The organism is Polynucleobacter sp. MWH-Svant-W18, assembly GCF_018687495.1.
GTDB lineage: Bacteria > Pseudomonadota > Gammaproteobacteria > Burkholderiales > Burkholderiaceae > Polynucleobacter.
Map to the genome: position 1 here is coordinate 1668974 of NZ_CP061293.1, position 18944 is coordinate 1687917.

19 protein-coding genes and 1 riboswitch are annotated in these 18944 nt (G+C 46.3%); of the genes, 6 read left to right on the forward strand and 13 right to left on the reverse strand.

Annotation, left to right across the window (positions count from 1 at the left end; translation table 11 throughout):
- Positions 1 to 2: 2 nt before the first annotated feature.
- Positions 3 to 398 (reverse strand): dihydroneopterin aldolase, encoded by a 396-nt coding sequence (locus C2757_RS08430; RefSeq protein ID WP_215374334.1) that lies wholly within the window; start codon positions 396 to 398, stop codon positions 3 to 5.
- Between the two features lie 14 nt (positions 399 to 412).
- A complete protein-coding gene (locus tag C2757_RS08435) occupies positions 413 to 1219 on the reverse strand; it encodes an SDR family oxidoreductase (RefSeq protein WP_215374337.1) in 807 nt (268 codons plus the stop codon).
- A 25-nt stretch (positions 1220 to 1244) separates the two neighbouring features.
- Between C2757_RS08435 and C2757_RS08440 the strand changes: the two genes are divergently transcribed.
- Positions 1245 to 2432 carry a class I SAM-dependent methyltransferase gene (locus tag C2757_RS08440; RefSeq protein ID WP_215374340.1) on the forward strand — a complete coding sequence of 396 codons (1188 nt, stop codon included), beginning with the start codon at positions 1245 to 1247 and terminating at the stop codon, positions 2430 to 2432.
- Here C2757_RS08440 and C2757_RS08445 read toward each other — a convergent pair.
- The 3 genes from C2757_RS08445 to C2757_RS08455 are packed head-to-tail and all read right to left on the reverse strand — an operon-like array spanning position 2429 to position 6438.
- Positions 2429 to 3559: a polynucleotide adenylyltransferase gene (locus C2757_RS08445; protein ID WP_215374343.1), complete on the reverse strand. Its 1131-nt coding sequence runs from the start codon at positions 3557 to 3559 to the stop codon at positions 2429 to 2431. The two genes, C2757_RS08440 and C2757_RS08445, sit on opposite strands and share 4 nt — an antisense overlap.
- Positions 3559 to 4467 (reverse strand): complex I NDUFA9 subunit family protein, encoded by a 909-nt coding sequence (locus C2757_RS08450; RefSeq protein WP_215374346.1) that lies wholly within the window; start codon positions 4465 to 4467, stop codon positions 3559 to 3561. Before C2757_RS08450 ends, C2757_RS08445 begins: the two co-directional genes overlap by 1 nt.
- 24 nt (positions 4468 to 4491) lie before the next feature.
- On the reverse strand, positions 4492 to 6438 hold the full coding sequence (locus tag C2757_RS08455; RefSeq protein WP_215374349.1) for a lytic transglycosylase domain-containing protein: 1947 nt from the start codon (positions 6436 to 6438) through the stop codon (positions 4492 to 4494).
- 97 nt (positions 6439 to 6535) lie between these two features.
- Between C2757_RS08455 and C2757_RS08460 the strand changes: the two genes are divergently transcribed.
- Positions 6536 to 7162, forward strand: coding sequence for a 5-formyltetrahydrofolate cyclo-ligase (locus tag C2757_RS08460; RefSeq protein WP_215374352.1), 627 nt, complete (start codon positions 6536 to 6538; stop codon positions 7160 to 7162).
- Here the strand turns inward: C2757_RS08460 and metF are convergent.
- From metF to metK, 3 genes are all read right to left on the reverse strand, one after another.
- A complete protein-coding gene (metF, locus tag C2757_RS08465) occupies positions 7151 to 7981 on the reverse strand; it encodes a methylenetetrahydrofolate reductase [NAD(P)H] (RefSeq protein WP_215374355.1) in 831 nt (276 codons plus the stop codon). The two genes, C2757_RS08460 and metF, sit on opposite strands and share 12 nt — an antisense overlap.
- 32 nt (positions 7982 to 8013) lie before the next feature.
- Entirely contained in the window at positions 8014 to 9465 is a 1452-nt protein-coding gene (gene ahcY / locus C2757_RS08470) for an adenosylhomocysteinase (RefSeq protein WP_215374359.1), read from the reverse strand.
- Between the two features lie 62 nt (positions 9466 to 9527).
- A riboswitch (S-adenosyl-L-homocysteine riboswitch) is annotated at positions 9528 to 9633 on the reverse strand.
- 75 nt (positions 9634 to 9708) lie between these two features.
- Positions 9709 to 10875, reverse strand: coding sequence for a methionine adenosyltransferase (metK, locus tag C2757_RS08475; protein ID WP_215374362.1), 1167 nt, complete (start codon positions 10873 to 10875; stop codon positions 9709 to 9711).
- Between the two features lie 201 nt (positions 10876 to 11076).
- Here metK and C2757_RS08480 point away from each other — a divergent pair, with 201 nt between their 5' ends.
- Genes C2757_RS08480 through dapF form a run of 3 tightly spaced genes read left to right on the forward strand, consistent with a single transcriptional unit; the run spans position 11077 to position 13767 of the window.
- On the forward strand, positions 11077 to 11937 hold the full coding sequence (locus C2757_RS08480) for a lysophospholipid acyltransferase family protein (protein ID WP_251366742.1): 861 nt from the start codon (positions 11077 to 11079) through the stop codon (positions 11935 to 11937).
- A gap of 22 nt (positions 11938 to 11959) precedes the next feature.
- Positions 11960 to 12859 (forward strand): lipid A biosynthesis acyltransferase, encoded by a 900-nt coding sequence (locus C2757_RS08485; protein ID WP_215374365.1) that lies wholly within the window; start codon positions 11960 to 11962, stop codon positions 12857 to 12859.
- A gap of 53 nt (positions 12860 to 12912) precedes the next feature.
- On the forward strand, positions 12913 to 13767 hold the full coding sequence (gene dapF / locus C2757_RS08490) for a diaminopimelate epimerase (RefSeq protein WP_215377063.1): 855 nt from the start codon (positions 12913 to 12915) through the stop codon (positions 13765 to 13767).
- Positions 13768 to 13779: 12 nt separating this feature from the next.
- On the opposite strand, the gene pyrE is transcribed toward dapF, so the two are convergent.
- The gene (gene pyrE, locus C2757_RS08495) at positions 13780 to 14448 is read right to left on the reverse strand and encodes an orotate phosphoribosyltransferase (RefSeq protein ID WP_215374368.1); all 669 of its coding nucleotides are present in this window, start codon (positions 14446 to 14448) and stop codon (positions 13780 to 13782) included.
- 8 nt (positions 14449 to 14456) lie between these two features.
- Between pyrE and C2757_RS08500 the strand changes: the two genes are divergently transcribed.
- Positions 14457 to 15239, forward strand: a complete 783-nt coding sequence (locus tag C2757_RS08500) for an exodeoxyribonuclease III (RefSeq protein WP_215374371.1) — start codon at positions 14457 to 14459, stop codon at positions 15237 to 15239.
- A 3-nt stretch (positions 15240 to 15242) separates the two neighbouring features.
- On the opposite strand, the gene C2757_RS08505 is transcribed toward C2757_RS08500, so the two are convergent.
- Genes C2757_RS08505 through slmA form a run of 4 tightly spaced genes read right to left on the reverse strand, consistent with a single transcriptional unit; the run spans position 15243 to position 18943 of the window.
- Positions 15243 to 16604 carry an MFS transporter gene (locus tag C2757_RS08505; RefSeq protein WP_371817018.1) on the reverse strand — a complete coding sequence of 454 codons (1362 nt, stop codon included), beginning with the start codon at positions 16602 to 16604 and terminating at the stop codon, positions 15243 to 15245.
- Complete coding sequence (gene metW, locus C2757_RS08510; protein ID WP_215374374.1) at positions 16567 to 17160, reverse strand: methionine biosynthesis protein MetW; 594 nt, start codon at positions 17158 to 17160, stop codon at positions 16567 to 16569. The genes C2757_RS08505 and metW overlap by 38 nt, the downstream gene beginning before the upstream one ends.
- The gene (locus C2757_RS08515; RefSeq protein ID WP_215374377.1) at positions 17157 to 18296 is read right to left on the reverse strand and encodes a homoserine O-acetyltransferase; all 1140 of its coding nucleotides are present in this window, start codon (positions 18294 to 18296) and stop codon (positions 17157 to 17159) included. The genes metW and C2757_RS08515 overlap by 4 nt, the downstream gene beginning before the upstream one ends.
- Positions 18293 to 18943: a nucleoid occlusion factor SlmA gene (slmA, locus tag C2757_RS08520; protein ID WP_215374380.1), complete on the reverse strand. Its 651-nt coding sequence runs from the start codon at positions 18941 to 18943 to the stop codon at positions 18293 to 18295. The genes C2757_RS08515 and slmA overlap by 4 nt, the downstream gene beginning before the upstream one ends.
- Position 18944 lies beyond the last annotated feature (1 nt).

Genomic DNA, 18944 nt, shown 5'->3' on the forward strand with positions numbered 1-18944 from the left:
ACTTATGCTTGCTTAATCCGAAATACTTCAACACCCACTGAATGACAGTCGGGATAAACGTCAGGCTTGGCTGTACTGACTCGCGCAGCCAATACCTTTGGATGTAGCAGCATAGCTGCTGTAATGTCGTCACAAAAGGTTTCTTGCAGTTGAATATGGCCCTTGGAGGCTAAAGCCTTGATTGTTTCACGCATAAAATCGTAATCAACCACTTCATCTAATTGATCATTCGCTGGCGTATTCATGCCCAACGGAATATATAGATCTACGTTCAGAATGACGCGTTGCTCTGCCTTTTTCTCAAAATCATGAACACCGATATTGATATAAATTTCATAGTCACGCAAAAATAATCGGCGGCAATCGATGAGTGCAGGATGAGAAAGAATGGCGTGCATAAAATTGAACTTACTTAATTAGTTTTGAACATCACATCACGTGATGAAGGTAATAAATGTTGGCCACCATCTACATACAAAGTGGTTCCTGTAATGGCATTGGCCAGAGATAAAAATACAGTTGCTTTAGCCACATCGGCAGGGGTTGACGACTTGCCCAACGGTGTCATTTGATGGGCTTTAATAAAGCCCTCTTCGGTTTGGTCGCCAGATGGTAAGGATATTCCGGGGGCTAGACCCACTACACGCAGGTGAGGCGCAAAGTCGAGCGCTAGCATTTCGATAGAGGTCGCTAATGCAGCTTTAGATAAGGTGTAAGACAAATAATCAGGATTGAGATTAATCAACTTTTGATCAAGTAGTTGAATCACAGACGGAAGAAATTCGGCTTCAGTTTTACCTGCACTATTTTTATGATGTTCGAACATCAATTGAGATAACAAGATCGGTGCTGCCAAATTCACCTGCATATGGTCTTGCAAACTTTTAGCGCTTAAAGGCACTTTAGAATTCGCACGATCATATTCAAAAATAGAAGCGCTATTCACTAAGCAATGCAGATGGGGAAATTGCTCTCTAACGGATGCAAATAGCTTTTTAGTAGCTGCCTCATCGGCTAAATCGGCCTGGAAGGCCTGTGCTTTAACCCCCAAGCGCCCAATTTCCTTGACTGTTTCCTGAGCCTCTTGCTCAGATTGCCCATAATGGACAGCGACATCCCAGCCTTGACGCGCAAATTCCAAAGCAATTTCTCGACCCAGGCGCTTGGCGGCGCCAGTCACTAAAACTGCTTTATGTTGCTGAGATAAGGGTGTGTTCAATTAAATTCTCTTAGACTAGCGAGCTATGGATATTACCTTGACCAGCCTTGAAACGGAGCATAGCGCCCTACTCAAGGCCAAAATAGCCGAGCAAATTGCTTCGGAGGGCGGCTGGCTGCCATTTTCCCGCTATATGGAGATGGCGCTTTATGAGCCTGGCATGGGCTATTACAGTGCTGGGGCTCATAAATTAGGCTCCGGTGGAGATTTCACCACAGCCCCTGAGTTGAGCTCCTTATTTGGCTCTGCTATCTGCTCCACCCTCTTACCGGTTCTTGAGGGCCTCCAAGAAAAAGGCTTGCCCACCCAAATTCTTGAATTTGGTGCCGGAACAGGAAAGCTTGCCGCCTCAATTCTGAGTCGCCTAAAGGATCTGGGTTTTAACTTGGATCGTTACGACATCATCGAGATTTCACCAGACCTAGCGCAGCGGCAACAAGAACGCATTGGTGGCCTTGTGAAGAATCTCCATATATCGACAGAATGCAATTGGCTTAGTAAATTGCCAACAGATTTCAAAGGCATCATTCTCGCGAATGAAGTCATTGATGCCATTCCTTGCGATGTCATCATTTATCAAAATGGATTTTGGTACTCGTATGGGGTAGCACTTGAACACGATCAATTAATTTGGAAGTCAGGATCCCCCGTAGCCCAGGATTTAATTCCTGAAAGCTTATTAACTAGAAACTTTTCAGAAGGCTACGTCACTGAATTACATGCCCCGGCTAATGCATGGATGAGGCAAGTTGCAAAGCAATTGCATACCGGTTTATTTCTAACATTGGATTACGGATTCCCAGAGAATGAGTACTACCACCCACAAAGGCTAGAGGGTACTTTGATGGCGCACCACCGTCATCATGCAATTCAAGATCCATTTCATCTTCCGGGCCTATGTGATGTAACAACCCATGTTGAATGGTCACAGATTGCACGCAGTGCACTTGCAGAGGATGCGGATGACGTATATCTCACCAATCAAGCAGCCTATCTTTTGGATGCTGGTATTGGAGATATTGCATTAGAGCTTGGAGATCCAAGCGATCCAGAAACTTTTCTACCTATTTCAAACTCGCTACAAAAATTACTCTCTGAAGCAGAGATGGGCGAGTTATTTAAGGCATTTGCCTTCTCCAAAAGACTTGAAGATATATTGCCAGGTTATACCTTAGAGGATTTACCAGGCCTTAGAGGTAGAAATCGACTTTAGACTTGCAGCGCCTGAGCGATGGCGGCAAGTCTTGCACTCTCAAATGCGCTCCCAATACGCTCGCCATTTGAGCGATCCTGAGCCCCGATACCGGCAATAATTTCTGCCGTATTAATGGCTTGAGCATTGCGCATCGCCGCAATGAAAGATGAGACCGGCATTCCAAGCTTTTGACCAAGATTTAATAGCGCTAAGCCACGATCAGGTTTACGCCAAATATCAGCACGATTAAACCAGGCCAAAATATCTACTGCTTGAAATTTGCCATTGGGAAACTGATTCATCACATCGCGCAATTGTGCAAAGATCTCGCAGAAGTCACGTACTTCAATCGGCATACGAACACCATCAGCCCACGAACGAATTTCACTCACTGGCAAATGCATCAGAGTGATAGCGCATCGCTCCTCTAAGTTATTACTAGCTGATTCATAATGTGTAATCAATTCTTCACGAAATAATTCTTCCGCAAGGCTTGTCCCAAGGCTTGCTGGCAATATGGTCTTCGCTGCTCCGGTATTGAGTAATACCTGAAAGAGATGTATCGGTTTAGAGGCAACCAAACCTCTGGCAAGCTCCTGCCAGATGCGCTCAGCGGATAGTGCATTTAGTTCACCAGACTGAACAATCGCTTTTAATGCAGTCATTGTCGCGTCTGCAACTCTAAACTCTGGGAAACGAGCAGCAAAGCGGGCTATACGCAATAAACGCAAGGGATCCTCAGCAAATGCATCGGATACATGGCGAAATATCTTTGCAGCCAAATCTTCTTGACCGTTATACGGATCAATGATGGGGCCAAACTGTTTGCCATCAGCACCGACTTCTTGCGCCATGGCATTGATGGTTAAATCACGTCGCTCTAAATCCTGCTCTAGTGTGACTGAGGGATCTGCATAAAAATGAAAGCCTTTATAACCCTGTCCTGTTTTCCGCTCAGTACGTGCCAAGGCATATTCTGCTTGAGTATCTGGATGTAAAAAAACTGGGAAGTCCTTACCCACTGGCCGAAAGCCTTTTGCAATCATTTCATCAACGCTAGAGCCAACCACTACATAGTCGATATCGTGCACCGGCAAACCCATCAAGGTATCCCTTATCGCACCACCAACTGCATAGATTTTCATTACTTCATGCCCTCTAGAGTTCGCCGACTCATTCCAAATACTGCACTTAATGCATCAACTCCATTTACTGGCAAGATATTAGGCAATTGCATTGAGGCAATATTGTCACGAGACATCAAAGTGGGTCCAGGCAAAAACTCAAAAGCCAAGGCTTGTAGATAGCCAACAAATGCTGGCACCGGAATAATTGCACAAGAGGTCTTAGCCTTACGGGCTGCAAACTCGACAATCTCTTTCATGGTGTAAACCGTTGGTCCAACCAAGTCATAGGAGTGACGAATTGTTTGCGGCATTTTTAGCGCCATCACAAAAGCGCTTGCAACATCATCCACGCTCACCGGCTGAAACTGAGCGTCATAATTTGCCAAAGGCATTGCTGGAAGTGCCTTAGTAAGCTTTGCAAAGAGATTGATAAATTGATCTTGCGCACCAAAGATAACTGAGGGCCTAAAGATAGTCCAATCTAAATCGCTTGCTTTTACTGCCGCTTCCCCATCCCCCTTGCTGCGTTGATACATGGACGGTCCATTGGAGTCTGCACCCAAAGCACTCATATGCAGGTAGCGCTTTAGCCCGTGCAATTGCATCGCAGTAATAATATTTTTAGGTAAATCTACATGCGCTGCCTTGAAGATTTTTCCATAAGGCCTAGCGGGCTTATCGTGCAAAACACCCACTAAATTAATGACTGCGCCATATGGATGAATACGAGCACACAAAGCCTGAAGCTCATCAAAATCATGTATGTCAGTATCTTCAAGATGCACTTTAGGGAGCATTCTTAATTCACGGCCCGCAGCCAAATGGCTAGTGGGCAAGAGCACGGAATATCCCTGCGCCTGCAACTGTGCAGCCAAGACGCGACCCACAAAACCATTACCACCAATAAGAAGAATGTCGTATTTCATAAGTCCTTAGATTCACTTCATTAATTAAGGTAAATCAGATTGGGTAGCCGCTTTTGGTGCAATGACTCCCAAGCGCTGCTTTAAAGATTGTTGCTGACCATTCATTACTGATGAATAGTAATTTGCATTGGAAAGTACATTCTTGACATAAGTACGCGTCTCATTAAAGGGAATAGTTTCGGCAAAGATAGCCCCCTCGGTGGGCCCGGACAACTTCTCACGCCATGCCTTGGAGCGAGAAGGCCCGGCGTTATAAGCAGCTGATGCCAGCACCCAAGAACCGTCTAGGTCTATCAACACCATATTGAGATAGTTACTACCCAAAGTGAGGTTTGTATTTGTGTCACTTAATTTATCGTTGGTGTAATTGGCCATGCCAATCTTTTTAGCAACATACTTTGCGGTATTAGGCATCACTTGCATCAAACCCGAAGCCCCAACAGAAGATGAAGCATTCATGATGAACCGCGACTCTTGACGAATCAACCCATAAGCCCAGGCAAGATTTAAATCGATTTGTTTTGCAATTGGGGAAAGTTCTTCGCGATATGGTGTTGGATAGCGCAAAGAAAAATCATGCTCCTGTTTTGTCCGGTCAGCAGTATTGACTACACGGTCATATAAACCAATGCGCTTAGCGTATTCAGCAGCTGCAATTAATTGCCTGTCGGTCATATTCCGCAATTCCCAATTCCATTCTCGGTTTCCTTCAAAGCGTAAATTCATGGCATACAAACGTTCGCCTCGAACAAAGCCCTTACGCGTAGCCATCGCATCAATCTCTTGTTCGGTCGCCTTTGTTCGAGATGGCGCATGATTGGATTTACCCAGCTCTTCTCGTGCTAATTGGCCATAAAAGTTATATTGCTCTGCAATCAGCTCAAAGCTTTCTTTTGCTTTTGTATCTTGGCCTTCGGCCTTTAAGGCGCGCCCATACCAGTAAGTCCAAGCAGGGTCGCGGTTACGCACTGCTGGATTCATGCCATCAATTGCGTTTTTTACTAAGGCCCAATCTTTGGCGCGTAAGCCTGCTCGCACTTTCCACTCTTGGGTCTCAGCAGAGAGCAGTTCGTTATAGCCAAGCTCCTGTTGCAAACGATAAGCGTCATCCGCATTGGGATCTAGCTTCTTTGCCAAGAATTGACCGATCACTCCCCAGGCTACAGCCTGATTTTCTTTACTGTAGCGCGATGAACTTTGTTGAAAGTCACGATATGCCTTAGAGGGATCCGCTATAGCAGCTTTCACAATCTCCGCAATAGGATCTTCGCCACCCAAACGACGTGCCATGGTGTCGTACCCTTTTTCACTCGCAGCGCGGCCAATGGCCTTGGCCTCACTCGGCGTCATACCGCCAGCAGCGACTAGCGATGGAACCAACTCTTGGCAAGCCTGCCCGAAATAACTGGGGTCCAATAAAACAGCGCGAGCATCGATTGCCAATTTGGTTGGATTCTCTCCCTGAGATAACTTTGACAGCAATGAATAGCATTTCACTTGCGTATCGTCATCGAGTACAAATTTGGCGTACTCTGCATCAAAGCGCGCCCAGTCCTTACGCTTGCCCAATACCAGTAGCCAATCATTGCGCATACGGTCAGCCAATGCTGTACCTTGGTACTGATTTAAGAATGCAACTACTTGGGCATCTGCGCTGTAATCACTTCGAGCCCCGCCGCCACTGTCAAATAATTGAGGCTTAATCCGAAAATAGGCTACATAGTCATCAAATGGGTAACCTGCTAGATTAGATGAAAGTTGCTGCGTACGAAATACATCGTTTTTCTTGGCGGCTTCACGCAAATCAATAAACATCCGATCTGTATCACTAATCTCAACAGGGGCAGCTTTGCTTTCATAGGATTTAGGTAGGCTAGGTTTTTTAGATTTTTCTGCAAAAGCGCTAGGCATGGCTAAGGCTAGCCCTAGGAACAAAATCTTGGTCCATTGAGGGAGAGCGCTTTTTAGCATTTCAGACTTTACCTTCACCATCTACCCTTGTATTGAATTGCGCTAGCATTTACTCGATGCCAACTTGTTTACTATATCTTCTAATTTTCGCCTGATAATGGACGATATGCACGGTAATTCTCCAAAATCTCTTCGTCAAGATTTATTAAGGCAGCGCACAGAATATGCCGCTCGGCCTGATTACGCCCAGACTCAAAAGCGGCTTATTGACACCCTAAATCAGTTTCTAGTTAGCAATGGTAAATCCCTAAAAACGATTGCCCTGTATTGGCCAATTCAGGATGAGCTAGATTTACGGGAAACACTCATTTCTTGGGCTACTACTAACCCTGGCCACAAAATGGCTCTGCCTTTTGCTCGCCCAGACAAGCACCTGGATTTCTACGAGTGGCAGAATGGGGATGATCTGAGTCCCAGTAAGCATGGAGTTCCTGAGCCTATTCCCACCAATTCCCAAAGGCCTGCAATTGATCCCGATTGCATCTTAATTCCTTGCGTTGGATGGTCTAGCTCAAGCGAGAATGGCAAAACGCATTATTGGCGTCTTGGCTACGGTGGTGGATATTTTGATCGCACCCTTGCAGCTCTGAGAGAAAAAAATCCCAAGCTAATTTGCATTGGGATTGGATTTGATTGGCAAAAACTTAATGATAGCCAGTGGTCAGCTCAAACTCATGATGAACCTTTAGATATGCTCCTCACCGAATCAGGCTTACTTCGCTAAATCCAAGTTTTCTGCAATTGCCAAAACAGCATCTGCTTGATTCAGGGAATAGAAATGCAAACCTGGCGCGCCAGCAGTTAAGAGTTGGTCGCACAAATCGGTGACTACTTCTTCACCAAAAGCACGAATAGAGGCAATATCATCGCCGTAAGACTGCAAACGCAAACGAATCCAACGCGGGATCTCAGCGCCACAAGCATCCGAAAAACGCAATAACTGACTGCTATTGGTAATTGGCATGATGCCCGCAATAACTGGCTGTGTAACCCCTAAGTCATAGGCTTCATCCACAAAGCGGAAATAGGCATCAGTGTTGTAAAAATACTGAGTCACGGCAGAATCTGCGCCCGCCTTCATCTTCTGCACAAAGAAATGCACATCGCTTGCAGGAGATTTGGCTTGTGGATGACATTCCGGGTAAGCAGCGACATCAATATGAAACCAATCACCTGTTTCTGCACGGATAAATTCGACCAACTCATTCGCATGGTGAAACTCGCCATACTGACCCATGCCTGACGGCAAATCGCCGCGCAAAGCAACAATTCGCTTTATGCCCAATGCTTGATACTGCTTCAACATTTCACGCACACTTTCACGTGAGCTACCAACGCAAGACAAGTGAGGCGCAACTGTAGCGCCTGCTGCATGAATATCACTCACCACCTTTAAGGTGCCAGACTGAGTAGAGCCGCCAGCACCAAAAGTCACGGAGTAAAACGAAGGCTTCAGCATTTCGCTGAAACGCTCTCGCACAAGGTGTAGCTTATTCTCACCTTCAGGTGTTTTTGGAGGAAAGAATTCGACGCTTAATTCCATGATATTGGCCTGGCTATGCTAGATGGATTGGATTAATAACGATAGTGGTCAGCCTTATATGGGCCTTCCTTCGTTACACCAATGTAATTGGCCTGTTGATCGGTCAATTCAGTGAGTTGTGCATTGAGGGTCTTCAACTGTAAGCGTGCGACCTTCTCATCCAAATGCTTAGGCAGTGTGTACACACCAACTGGGTATTTATCTGTGCCAACTGCATTCCACAATTCAATTTGCGCAATCACTTGATTTGCAAATGAAGAGCTCATTACGTATGAAGGATGACCTGTACCGCAACCTAGATTTACTAAGCGACCCTTAGCCAAAATGATAATGCGCTTTTCAGGCTGACCATTGGCTGCTGGGAAAATTACGTGGTCGACTTGTGGCTTAATTTCTTCCCACTTGTATTTTTCAATACCAGCAACATCAATTTCATTATCAAAGTGGCCGATGTTACAAACGATTGCCTGATTTTTCATCTTCACCATATGATCATGCGTGATTACATGGTAATTACCAGTTGCTGAAACAAAAATATCTGCCTTATCAGCCGCGTAATCCATCGTAACAACACGATAGCCTTCCATCGCAGCCTGTAATGCGCAGATTGGATCGACTTCAGTCACCCAAACCTGAGCAGATAGGGCACGCAAGGCTTGCGCAGAACCTTTACCTACGTCGCCATAACCACAAACTACTGCAACCTTACCGGCAACCATGACGTCTGTTGCGCGCTTAATCGCGTCAACTAATGACTCGCGGCAACCATAAAGATTGTCAAACTTGCTTTTGGTTACAGAGTCATTCACGTTAATCGCTGGAAACTTCAATTCACCCTTGGCAAACATTTGATACAGGCGATGTACGCCAGTAGTAGTCTCTTCCGTAACGCCCTTCACTTTTTCTAAGCGCGTGGAATACCAAGTTGGGTCTTGTGCCAATTTTTTCTTGATGGCAGAAAACAAAATAGTTTCTTCTTCGCTAGTTGGATTATTGAGACAAGCTTGATCTTTTTCTGCACGCGCACCAAGATGTAACAACAAAGTAGCGTCACCACCATCATCCAAAATCATATTGGTATAGCCGCCATCAGCCCATTCAAAAATGCGATGAGTGAAGTCCCAATATTGCTCAAGGGTTTCGCCTTTAATTGCGAAAACTGGTGTGCCATTGGCAGCAATGGCAGCAGCAGCATGGTCTTGGGTTGAGAAAATATTGCAAGAGGCCCATTGGACTTCAGCACCGAGCGCCTCTAGGGTCTCAATTAATACTGCGGTTTGAATGGTCATATGCAATGAACCAGTAATGCGCGCACCACGCAGTGGCTGTGCAGCAGCAAATTCATCGCGTATAGCGATCAAACCAGGCATCTCAGTTTCAGCAATGGCGATTTCCTTGCGACCAAAATCAGCCAGAGAAATGTCCGCAATTGCGCAACGGGTTGCCACGAAATCTTGCAAATTAAAATCGGAAACGGTATTCATGTAATGCTCCAGCTAAATACAATTCAATGCTGGAGTAGATACTCGCTAGCCATTGAATCATGGGTTAGCGAGCGCGGTTGCAATTAGCAAACTCCGTTTAGGAATTCACTCCCTTCAAGCCTGGGGAAGTGCTGGGCCTCAGCAATCCTTGCAACGCTCCTTGAAGGTATGGCGTAATTGTAAACAATTACGCCATATTTCGCCTCAATACTACTGAATGCTGCCTTTTTAAAGCATTAGAGCTTATAGGCCAGCAGCTGCACGCAATGCAGCAGCCTTATCAGTCTGCTCCCAAGTAAATTCTGGTTCCTCACGGCCAAAGTGGCCATAAGCTGCAGTTTTACGATAAATTGGACGCAACAGATTGAGCATCTTCACGATTCCCTTCGGACGCAAGTCAAAGTGCTCAGAAACCAACTGGGCAATTTTCTCGTCAGAAATCTTGCCAGTGCCAAAGGTACTGACCATCACAGAGGTTGGTTTAGCAACACCAATTGCGTATGAGATTTGAATTAAGCACTTGCTTGCCAAGCCAGCAGCAACGATATTCTTGGCTACATAACGACCAGCGTAAGCAGCTGAACGATCTACCTTAGAGGGATCCTTGCCTGAGAAGGCGCCACCACCATGTGGGGCAGCGCCGCCATAGGTATCAACGATGATCTTGCGACCAGTTAAACCGCAATCACCTTGTGGGCCGCCGATAACAAAACGACCTGTTGGATTCACTAGAAAATTAATTGCGCCCTTAATCAAATGCTTAGGCAAGACTGGCTTAATGATTTCTTCGATCACTGCTTCACGCAATTTTTCGAGAGAAATATCTTCATCGTGCTGAGTAGATAAAACGACTGTATCAATGGAGTCAGGCTTACCATCGACATAGCGCAAGGTCACCTGGGACTTTGCATCTGGGCGCAACCAATTCAAACGGCCATCACGGCGCAGCTGAGATTGACGCTCGACTAAACGGTGCGACAAGTGGATTGGTAAAGGCATGAGCTCTGCGGTCTCGTCACAGGCATACCCAAACATCAAGCCTTGGTCGCCAGCGCCCTGATCTAAACCATCATCATGTGCCTTATCAACGCCTTGGGCAATATCAGGGCTTTGCTTGTCATAGGCAACCAATACAGCGCAACCTTTGTAATCAATACCGTAATCCGTATTGTCGTAACCGATTTCGCGCAAAGTATTGCGAGCCACCTGAATGTAATCAACGTTCGCATTGGTAGTGATTTCACCAGCCAGAACTACCAAACCGGTATTACATAAGGTTTCTGCTGCAACGCGTGCAGTTGGATCCTGGGCCAGGATGGCATCCAAGATGGAATCAGAAATTTGGTCTGCTACTTTATCGGGGTGACCTTCAGAAACAGATTCTGAGGTAAAGAAGTAATCGTTTGCCATTGCATATTCCTTTAAAAATTAACACGATCTATGGGACAACTCGACGTGCCAGGAACCACAACGGCGACGCTTTAGCAGAATTTATGAATCGCCCTGCAAGTTGCCTTAACTCAGCGATGGGTCAATTCTATCCCAAATAGGCGCTCCCATCAAGGCGCAGATAAATTTGGCCCTAGGGGCAGCATTGAATATCATTGGGGGGTGAGAACACTTCTTCTTCAACTCAGCCTCAAAGCGATTGCCGCACTTCCCCTCTCCTTGGTCCAGATTATTGGGTCATTTTTTGGCTTGCTAGCCTATGTTGGCTCAAAACAATATCGCTCACTGTTTCGCCCTCAATATGAGAGAGTTGTAAAACTTCACGGCTTGCCATGCAAACTTTGGGAAGCGATTCGAGCCTCAGGAATGCTGTTCTCAGATAGCTTATGGATCTGGCATAACCCCGAGAAAGCACTCAAATTAGTTGAAGTGACAAACTGGGATGTAGTAGAAACTGCTATCAATGAAGGCCATGGATTAGTGATGCTAACCCCTCACCTTGGCGGCTTTGAAATTATTCCTCGGGTATTGGCACAACATTTTCCAGCAACTATTTTGTACAGGCCCTCACGTCAAGAGTGGCTCAATGAAGTAGTGGAAACAGGTCGCGCGTATCCCAATATGCATTTTGTCCCCACCAACCTCAATGGCGTGCGCCAAATGACGCGGGCACTCACGCGCGGTGAAGCAATTGGCATTCTTCCCGATCAAGTGCCTAGTGGTGGAGAGGGTGTTTGGGTGCCCTTCTTTGGACGTCCTGCATACACCACACCATTGCCCGCCCGACTTGCGAATCGCAACAATACCCCAGTGGTGATGTTTACTGCCAAACGAAAGAAGATCGGTGAAGGCTGGCTCATGCAAGCCACTCGGCTGACTCCGCTATCTGAGAACGCCAACATTGCAGCTGCAGAATTAAATGTTGCCATTGAAAATGCGGTCTTAGTTGCTCCAGAACAATTTATTTGGTCATACAAACGCTACAAGCATCCCGCCGGTGCAGAATTGCCACCAACTCCTTAATAGAACTTTATTATTTTTTGAAATGGCCTGGTTATCCAACCTCTTCAATTTCTTAGGGCTCAGCTTACTGCGCCTCTTTGCCTTTCTTCCCTACTTCATAACAATTTATGTAGGTTATGCACTTGGTTGGCTTGCTGCCCATATTCCCAATAGCCGCTCCCGAGTGGTGAAAACGAATTTGCGACTGTGTTTTCCCAGTCTCACTGAAAAAGATATTGATGCCCTCGCACTAGAGCACTGGAAATTATTTGGTCGTAGCGTAGTTGAACGCAGCCGAGTATGGCTTGGGACTAGGAAACAAATTCTTGCGTTTGTTTCCATCAGCTCGGAAATTGATCTTGGCGACAAGAAACCACGCATCCTAGTAAACCCCCATTTTGTTGGTCTCGAGGGGGGCTTCATGGCGTTTTCTGCCTTAAGTGCTCGCAATCATTGGCCCAATGGTGTTGGTTTATATCAAAAAATGAAGAACCCGCTTTTTAATCAGAAGATGGTGCAATGGCGCGATCGATTTGGAGGTCAATCGATTGAAAGGCAGCATCGCTTGCGCGATCTGCTCCGCGAGCTCAAAAGTGGCAATGTAGCCATCATTGCTCCAGACATCGACTTAGGACCACAGGATTCTATTTTCGTACCCTTCTTTGGCATTCAGACTAGCACGGTGGACTCAGTATCACGCCTAGCCAAGCTTACCAATGCAGAAGTCAATCTCATGACCACAACTCTGAACAAAGATCGGAAAGGTTATACCTGTCACATTAGCAAGCCACTTCCCAATTTTCCGAGTGATGACCCAGAAAAAGATACCGCGCGCTTAAATCAATACATTGAAGAACTTGTTCGTGAAAGACCGGCAGAGTACTATTGGGTACATAAACGTTTTAAACATAGACCGCCTGGCGAACCCAGCCTTTACGATTAAGTAGAACTATTTTGAGCACACATTCACCGACACGGAAGTTGCGCTTCACCAAAATGCATGGTGCTGGCAACGATTTCATTGTGCTCAATGGTATCGATCAAGATCTGAGTGATATCACTACAGAGCAGTGGCAAACCTTAGCTCATCGGCAATTTGGTGTTGGTGCTGATCAAATTTTGATAGTAGAAAAGGCTACTCGCCCTGATGCGGATTTTCGCTATCGCATTTTTAATGCTGATGGCGGCGAAGTAGAGCAATGTGGCAATGGCTCCCGCTGTTTTGTTCGCTTTGTTTTAGACCAAGGCCTATCCACCAAAAACCCATTGCGTGTTGAAGTAGCACATACCGTCCTTACACTGAAATCCCACCCCGATGGTCAAGTTGAGGTGGATATGGGTGCGCCCATTTTTGAACATAATCAGATTCCATTTAATGCGAATGGCTTAGCAAGTGTTCAAGCGTTTCAGGAAATACTTTATGCGCTTCCTTTAAATCAGCCAGCCACTCATGACAGCCTTGTCGGGGTTATCTCAATGGGCAACCCTCATGCGGTTCAAGTAGTTGCTGATGTCGATAGCGCAGCTGTTTTAGAAGAAGGTCCAGAAATTGAAAGTTATCCGGCGTTTCCCAATAGAGTCAATGCGGGCTATATGCAGGTCATGAATCGCCATGAAATCAAATTGCGCGTCTATGAACGCGGCGCTGGAGAGACGCTAGCCTGCGGTACGGGCGCCTGTGCGGCGGTTGTTTCAGGAATCCGCAGAGGTTTATTAGACTCACCCGTAAAAGTTCATACTCGCGGGGGCGATTTACAAATTGCTTGGGGTGGCATTGCGCATAATATTGTTCAGCCAGTCATCATGACAGGCCCAGCAGTTACCGTCTTTGAAGGTGAAACAGAAATCTAAGAGAGTGCTGCCTTAGATTCCGTATTGGTCTCGATAAGCCTTCACTGCCGGCAAGTAATTGCTGAGCTCAGTGTCGCTAGATGCGGTTAAGAAAGCCATTAAATCTGCTAGGTTAGCAATGGCAATGACTGGCAAACCAAATTCTTGTTCAACCGCTTGTACAGCGGAGTGCTCGCCGATCTCGATAGCATTGCCAGAACGCTCCATCCGATCTAAGGCAATTAAGACTGCTACTGGCTCTGCACCAGCCCCCCGAATAAGATCGACGGATTCACGTACAGATGTTCCTGCAGAAATCACATCATCAATAATGACCACTTTCCCCTTTACTGGAGCGCCAACTAATGAGCCACCCTCACCATGATCTTTAGCTTCTTTACGGTTATAAGCAAAAGGAATGTTTAAACCCCCATCAGCTAAGGCAATTGCAGTGGTAGCGGCTAATGTGATGCCCTTGTAAGCTGGGCCATAAAGCATATCGAACTGAATTTTGGATTCTTTTAGAGCATTAGCGTAATAACGACCCAAGGCGCTTAAACGAGCTCCATCATTAAATCCTCCCGCATTAAAAAAATATGGCGAGAGTCTGCCTGCTTTGGTTTTAAACTCCCCGAAGGACAAAACCTTTGCCTCCAAGGCGAAGTGAATAAATTTATCTTGATTTGAATTATTTGAGCTCATAGGCCTACATGTTACGCATCATTTCAGCGAACCTCAACGGTATCCGTTCTGCAGTCAAAAAGGGCTTTCTGCCCTGGGCTGTTCAACAAAAGGCGGACTTCATTTGCATGCAAGAACTCAAGGCTCAACGAGATGACCTAGAGGACGCAATTCTGAACCCCGATGGGATGCATGGCTTCTTTCACCATGCAGAAAAAAAAGGCTACAGTGGCTGCGGTATCTATACCCCCCATAAGCCAGATGAGGTCTTATACGGCTATGGGAATGAAGAATTTGATGCAGAGGGTCGCTATGTCGAGGCGCGCTTCAAAGGCTTATCGGTGATTTCCGTCTATATGCCCTCAGGCTCAAGCTCCCCCGAACGCCAAGAGGCTAAATATCGCTATCTCGACAGCTTTTTGCCTCACCTGCTCAAGCTCAAAAAATCGGGGCGAGAAATCGTGCTCTGCGGCGACGTTAATATTGCCCATCATGAAATCGATCTTAAGAACTGGAAAGGTAATGTTAAAAATTCTGGTTTCTTACCTGAAGAGCGTGCCTGGCTAACGAACTTATTTGATCAGGTAGGCTATGTAGATGTCTATCGCAAACTTGAACCTGATGCTGGAGAGTCTTGCTACACCTGGTGGAGTAATCGCGGCCAAGCTTATGCCAAGAATGTCGGATGGCGAATTGACTATCACATCAGTACACCAAGCATTGCTGCTAGTGCAATCAAAACATCAGTCTACAAAGATGAGCGCTTCTCAGATCACGCACCACTCACGGTTGACTACGACTGGAAGCTTTAAAAACTATTCGATTTCTTTTTTAATCTGAACGACATTGAAGTGAATCGTTGCCCAAATGAGTATGAGAACTGGGGCGCCAATAATGGCGGTGCCGTAAAAAAATGCTTGATATCCATAGTTATCAACAAAAACGCCCGAGAAGCCTGCGAGCCACTTAGGCAACAAAAGCATCATTGAACTAAAGAGAGCGTATTGAGTTGCTGAATATCGGATATTAGTCAGGGCAGATAGGAAAGCAATAAAAGCAGCACTAGCAATGCCTGAGCTCAAATTATCTGCAGAGATAACCCAAATTAATCCATGTAAATCGTGCCCCTGGGTTGCAAGCCAGGCGAACAATAGATTGCTTACTGCTGACAGCACAGCACCCACAAATAGAATTCGCAGAACGCCAAAACGCAGTGTCAGTACTCCACCAATGAAGGCGCCAACCAGAGTCATCACTACGCCAAACACTTTGCTCACAGCAGCTACTTCATCTTTGGTGTACCCCATGTCTACATAAAATGGGTTGGCCATAATTCCCATCACCACATCGCTGATACGGTACACGGCAATGAGAGACAAAATCAATACTGCATGCCAACGATAACGCGTAAGGAACTCTGCAAATGGCTCCACCAAGGTTTGATAAAGCCATGCTTTAGCGGTGCGCACTTTGGCTAATTCATATCGCGCAGGTTCTTTACTCAATAAGGTGGTGATTACACCAACCCCAATAGATGCGGCCATACAAAGATACGCAAACTGCCAGGCACTGGCATCATAACCACTGCCAGATTCTGCTCTGGCAGCAAGCCATAAGACGCCTGCACCTGACCAAATTAAAGCGAGTCGATATCCTGTTTGATAAGTAGCTGCTAAAGCAGCCTGATGATCACTATTAGCAGACTCAATCCGGAAAGCATCTAATGCTATATCTTGCGTTGCTGAACCAAAGGCAACTAGGAGGGCACACCATACTACTGAGTTCAGGGCAAGCTTTGGATCCAACGTCGACATCGCCACCAGCCCCAAGATGATGAGTGCCTGAGCAAAGAGCAACCAGCTTCGGCGACGCCCAAAGAGTTTGGTTAAAAGCGGAATTTGCAGGCGGTCAACCAGTGGCGCCCAAGCCCACTTAAAGGCATAAATCAAGCCCACCCAAGTTAAGTAGCCAATGGTACTGCGATCAATGCCAGCCTCACGTAACCAGAAGCTCAAGGTTCCTAGAATCAGCAACAGAGGAAGCCCTGCAGAGAAACCCAGAAACAACATGCGAAGACATGGCCATTCGAGATAAACCCGAAACTCACTCAGCCAAGACTGAACTGCTTTGAGCACGGATTTAGGCGCTGCGAACGCGGAAGAGTGCCAAACTGCCAAAAAGATTTGGCAGTAAGGTGACCTGTTGTCCCTCGTGCAAGATACATTGATCAAGCACTTTGAGGCCCAGACTTGAAGCTAAATTTTCGAAGTCGGCCACCGTGAGTACGCGCACATTAGGTGTGTTGTACCACTGATAGGGCAGGCTCTTAGATACTGGCATACGGCCTAGTCCAACTGCCAATCGATGTGACCAATGGCCAAAGTTCGGGAAAGAAACAATGCATTCTTTGCCAACACGCACCACTTCACGCAAAATCGTTTCGGTTTCATGAATGGTCTGCAAAGTCTGAGAGAGCACAACAGTGTCAAAACTAGCATCCTCGAAGAGTGCAAGGCCACCTTCTAGATCTTGCTGAATGACATTCAGCCCTTTTTGGACACAAGCGAGTACGCGTGCGTCATCGATCTCAACCCCATAAGCATGAACCGGCTTTTGTGTTTGCAAATACTTTAAGAAACTGCCATCACCACAACCCAAATCCAACACCTGACTATTGGGAGAAATCCAATTGGCAATCGCTGCAAAGTCTGCTCGCTTATGCATCACGATCATGACTGGACCTCCAGCATTTGCGCAAAGTAGGCTCGCACCAGGTTGTGATAGCGTTCATCATCCAACAAGAATGCGTCATGTCCATGAGGTGCATCAATTTCAGCGTAGCTCACTTCACTCTTATTGCTCAGCAAAGACTGAACAATCTCGCGACTACGGTTGGGCGGGAAGCGCCAATCGGTTGAGAAACTCACTACCAAGAATTTTGCTTGTACTTCAGCTAAAGCTCGATTCAAGCTACCGTCATAACGACGAGAAGGATCAAAATAATCCAGGGCACGAGTAATTAACAAATACGTATTGGCATCAAAGTAAGTGGAGAACTTATCTCCTTGGTGACGCAAATAACTCTCAACCTCAAACTCGACATCAAAACTAAAACGATAATCGTTTGATTCGCCATGAGGGCGCTGTAACTCACGGCCAAATTTTTCAGCCATGTCGTCGTCAGATAAATAGGTGATATGACCAACCATACGCGCTAAACGCAAACCACGTTTAGGTACTACGCCATGCTCGTAGTAATTGCCGCCATGAAAATCTGGGTCAGACAAAATGGCATTGCGTGCTACCTCATTAAAAGCAATGTTCTGTGCGCTCAATTTTGGAGTGGATGCAATCACGACACAGTGGTCTAAGCGCTTTGGAAACTGGATGGCCCAAGCCATCGCTTGCATACCACCCAAACTACCTCCCATGACTGCAGCAAACTTACGAATACCCAATTTATCTGCAAGACGTGCCTGGGTGTTTACCCAATCCTCAACAGTAACAACCGGGAAGTCTGCGCCATAAGGCTTACTAGTCTCTGGGTTGATGCTCATTGGCCCAGTAGAGCCAAAACAGGAGCCTAAATTATTCACGCCAATCACGAAGAAATGATCGGTATCTACAGGCTTGCCGGGGCCGATCATGTTGTCCCACCAGCCAATATCTTCTGGATCCTCTGGGCTAGGGCCTGCTACGTGATGCGATGCGTTGAGTGCATGACAAATTAGAACCGCATTACTTTTATCAGCATTGAGCTTGCCATACGTTTCAATGACTAAATCATAGCCAGATAACATGGCGCCACTCTGCAAAGGCAGGGGCTCGGCAAAATGGATGGTATTTCTAGAGAGGTGTAACTCGCTCATTCTGAGAGAAGGATGCGCAGACTAATTTCAGAGGCTTCTGTTGGCAATTTTTTGAAACCGCTGCGAGCGAATCGATGCCAACGACCCAAAACAAAACTCATCAACAAGGCAGCACGAATACTCACCTCGTCTTGACTGACCTTTGCCCAAGCCCCGCCTTGAGTTTGTGCAATACGTAAAGCCTGCTTTAGAGAAGCTTCCACGCGATCAAGAACCTGAGTAATTCGCTCTTGCAAACGATCATCCTCTTGTAACAAAGCATCGCCTAAAAGAACGCGGGTCATACCAGGATTCTTCTCAGCGAAGAATAAAAGCATTTGCAAGATTCCTCTAGCCTGAGCAAGACCAGATTCTTCTTTTTGATTGATTTGATTAATTAAACCAAAGACAGTTTGCTCAATAAAGGAAATCAAACCCTCGAACATTTGCGCTTTACTCGCAAAATGACGATACAAAGCCGCTTCTGAAACTTGAATCTTCGCTGCTAAAGCCGCAGTAGTAACTCGCTCACTTTTAGGGTTCTGCAACATCTCAGCAAGCACTTGCAGAATTTGCAGACGGCGCTCGCCTGGGCGAGGACGCTTACGCGTCTTGCCAGCATCTACGCTGCTGTCGTCGAGATTGATCGGCTCTAAAGATGAAGGCATA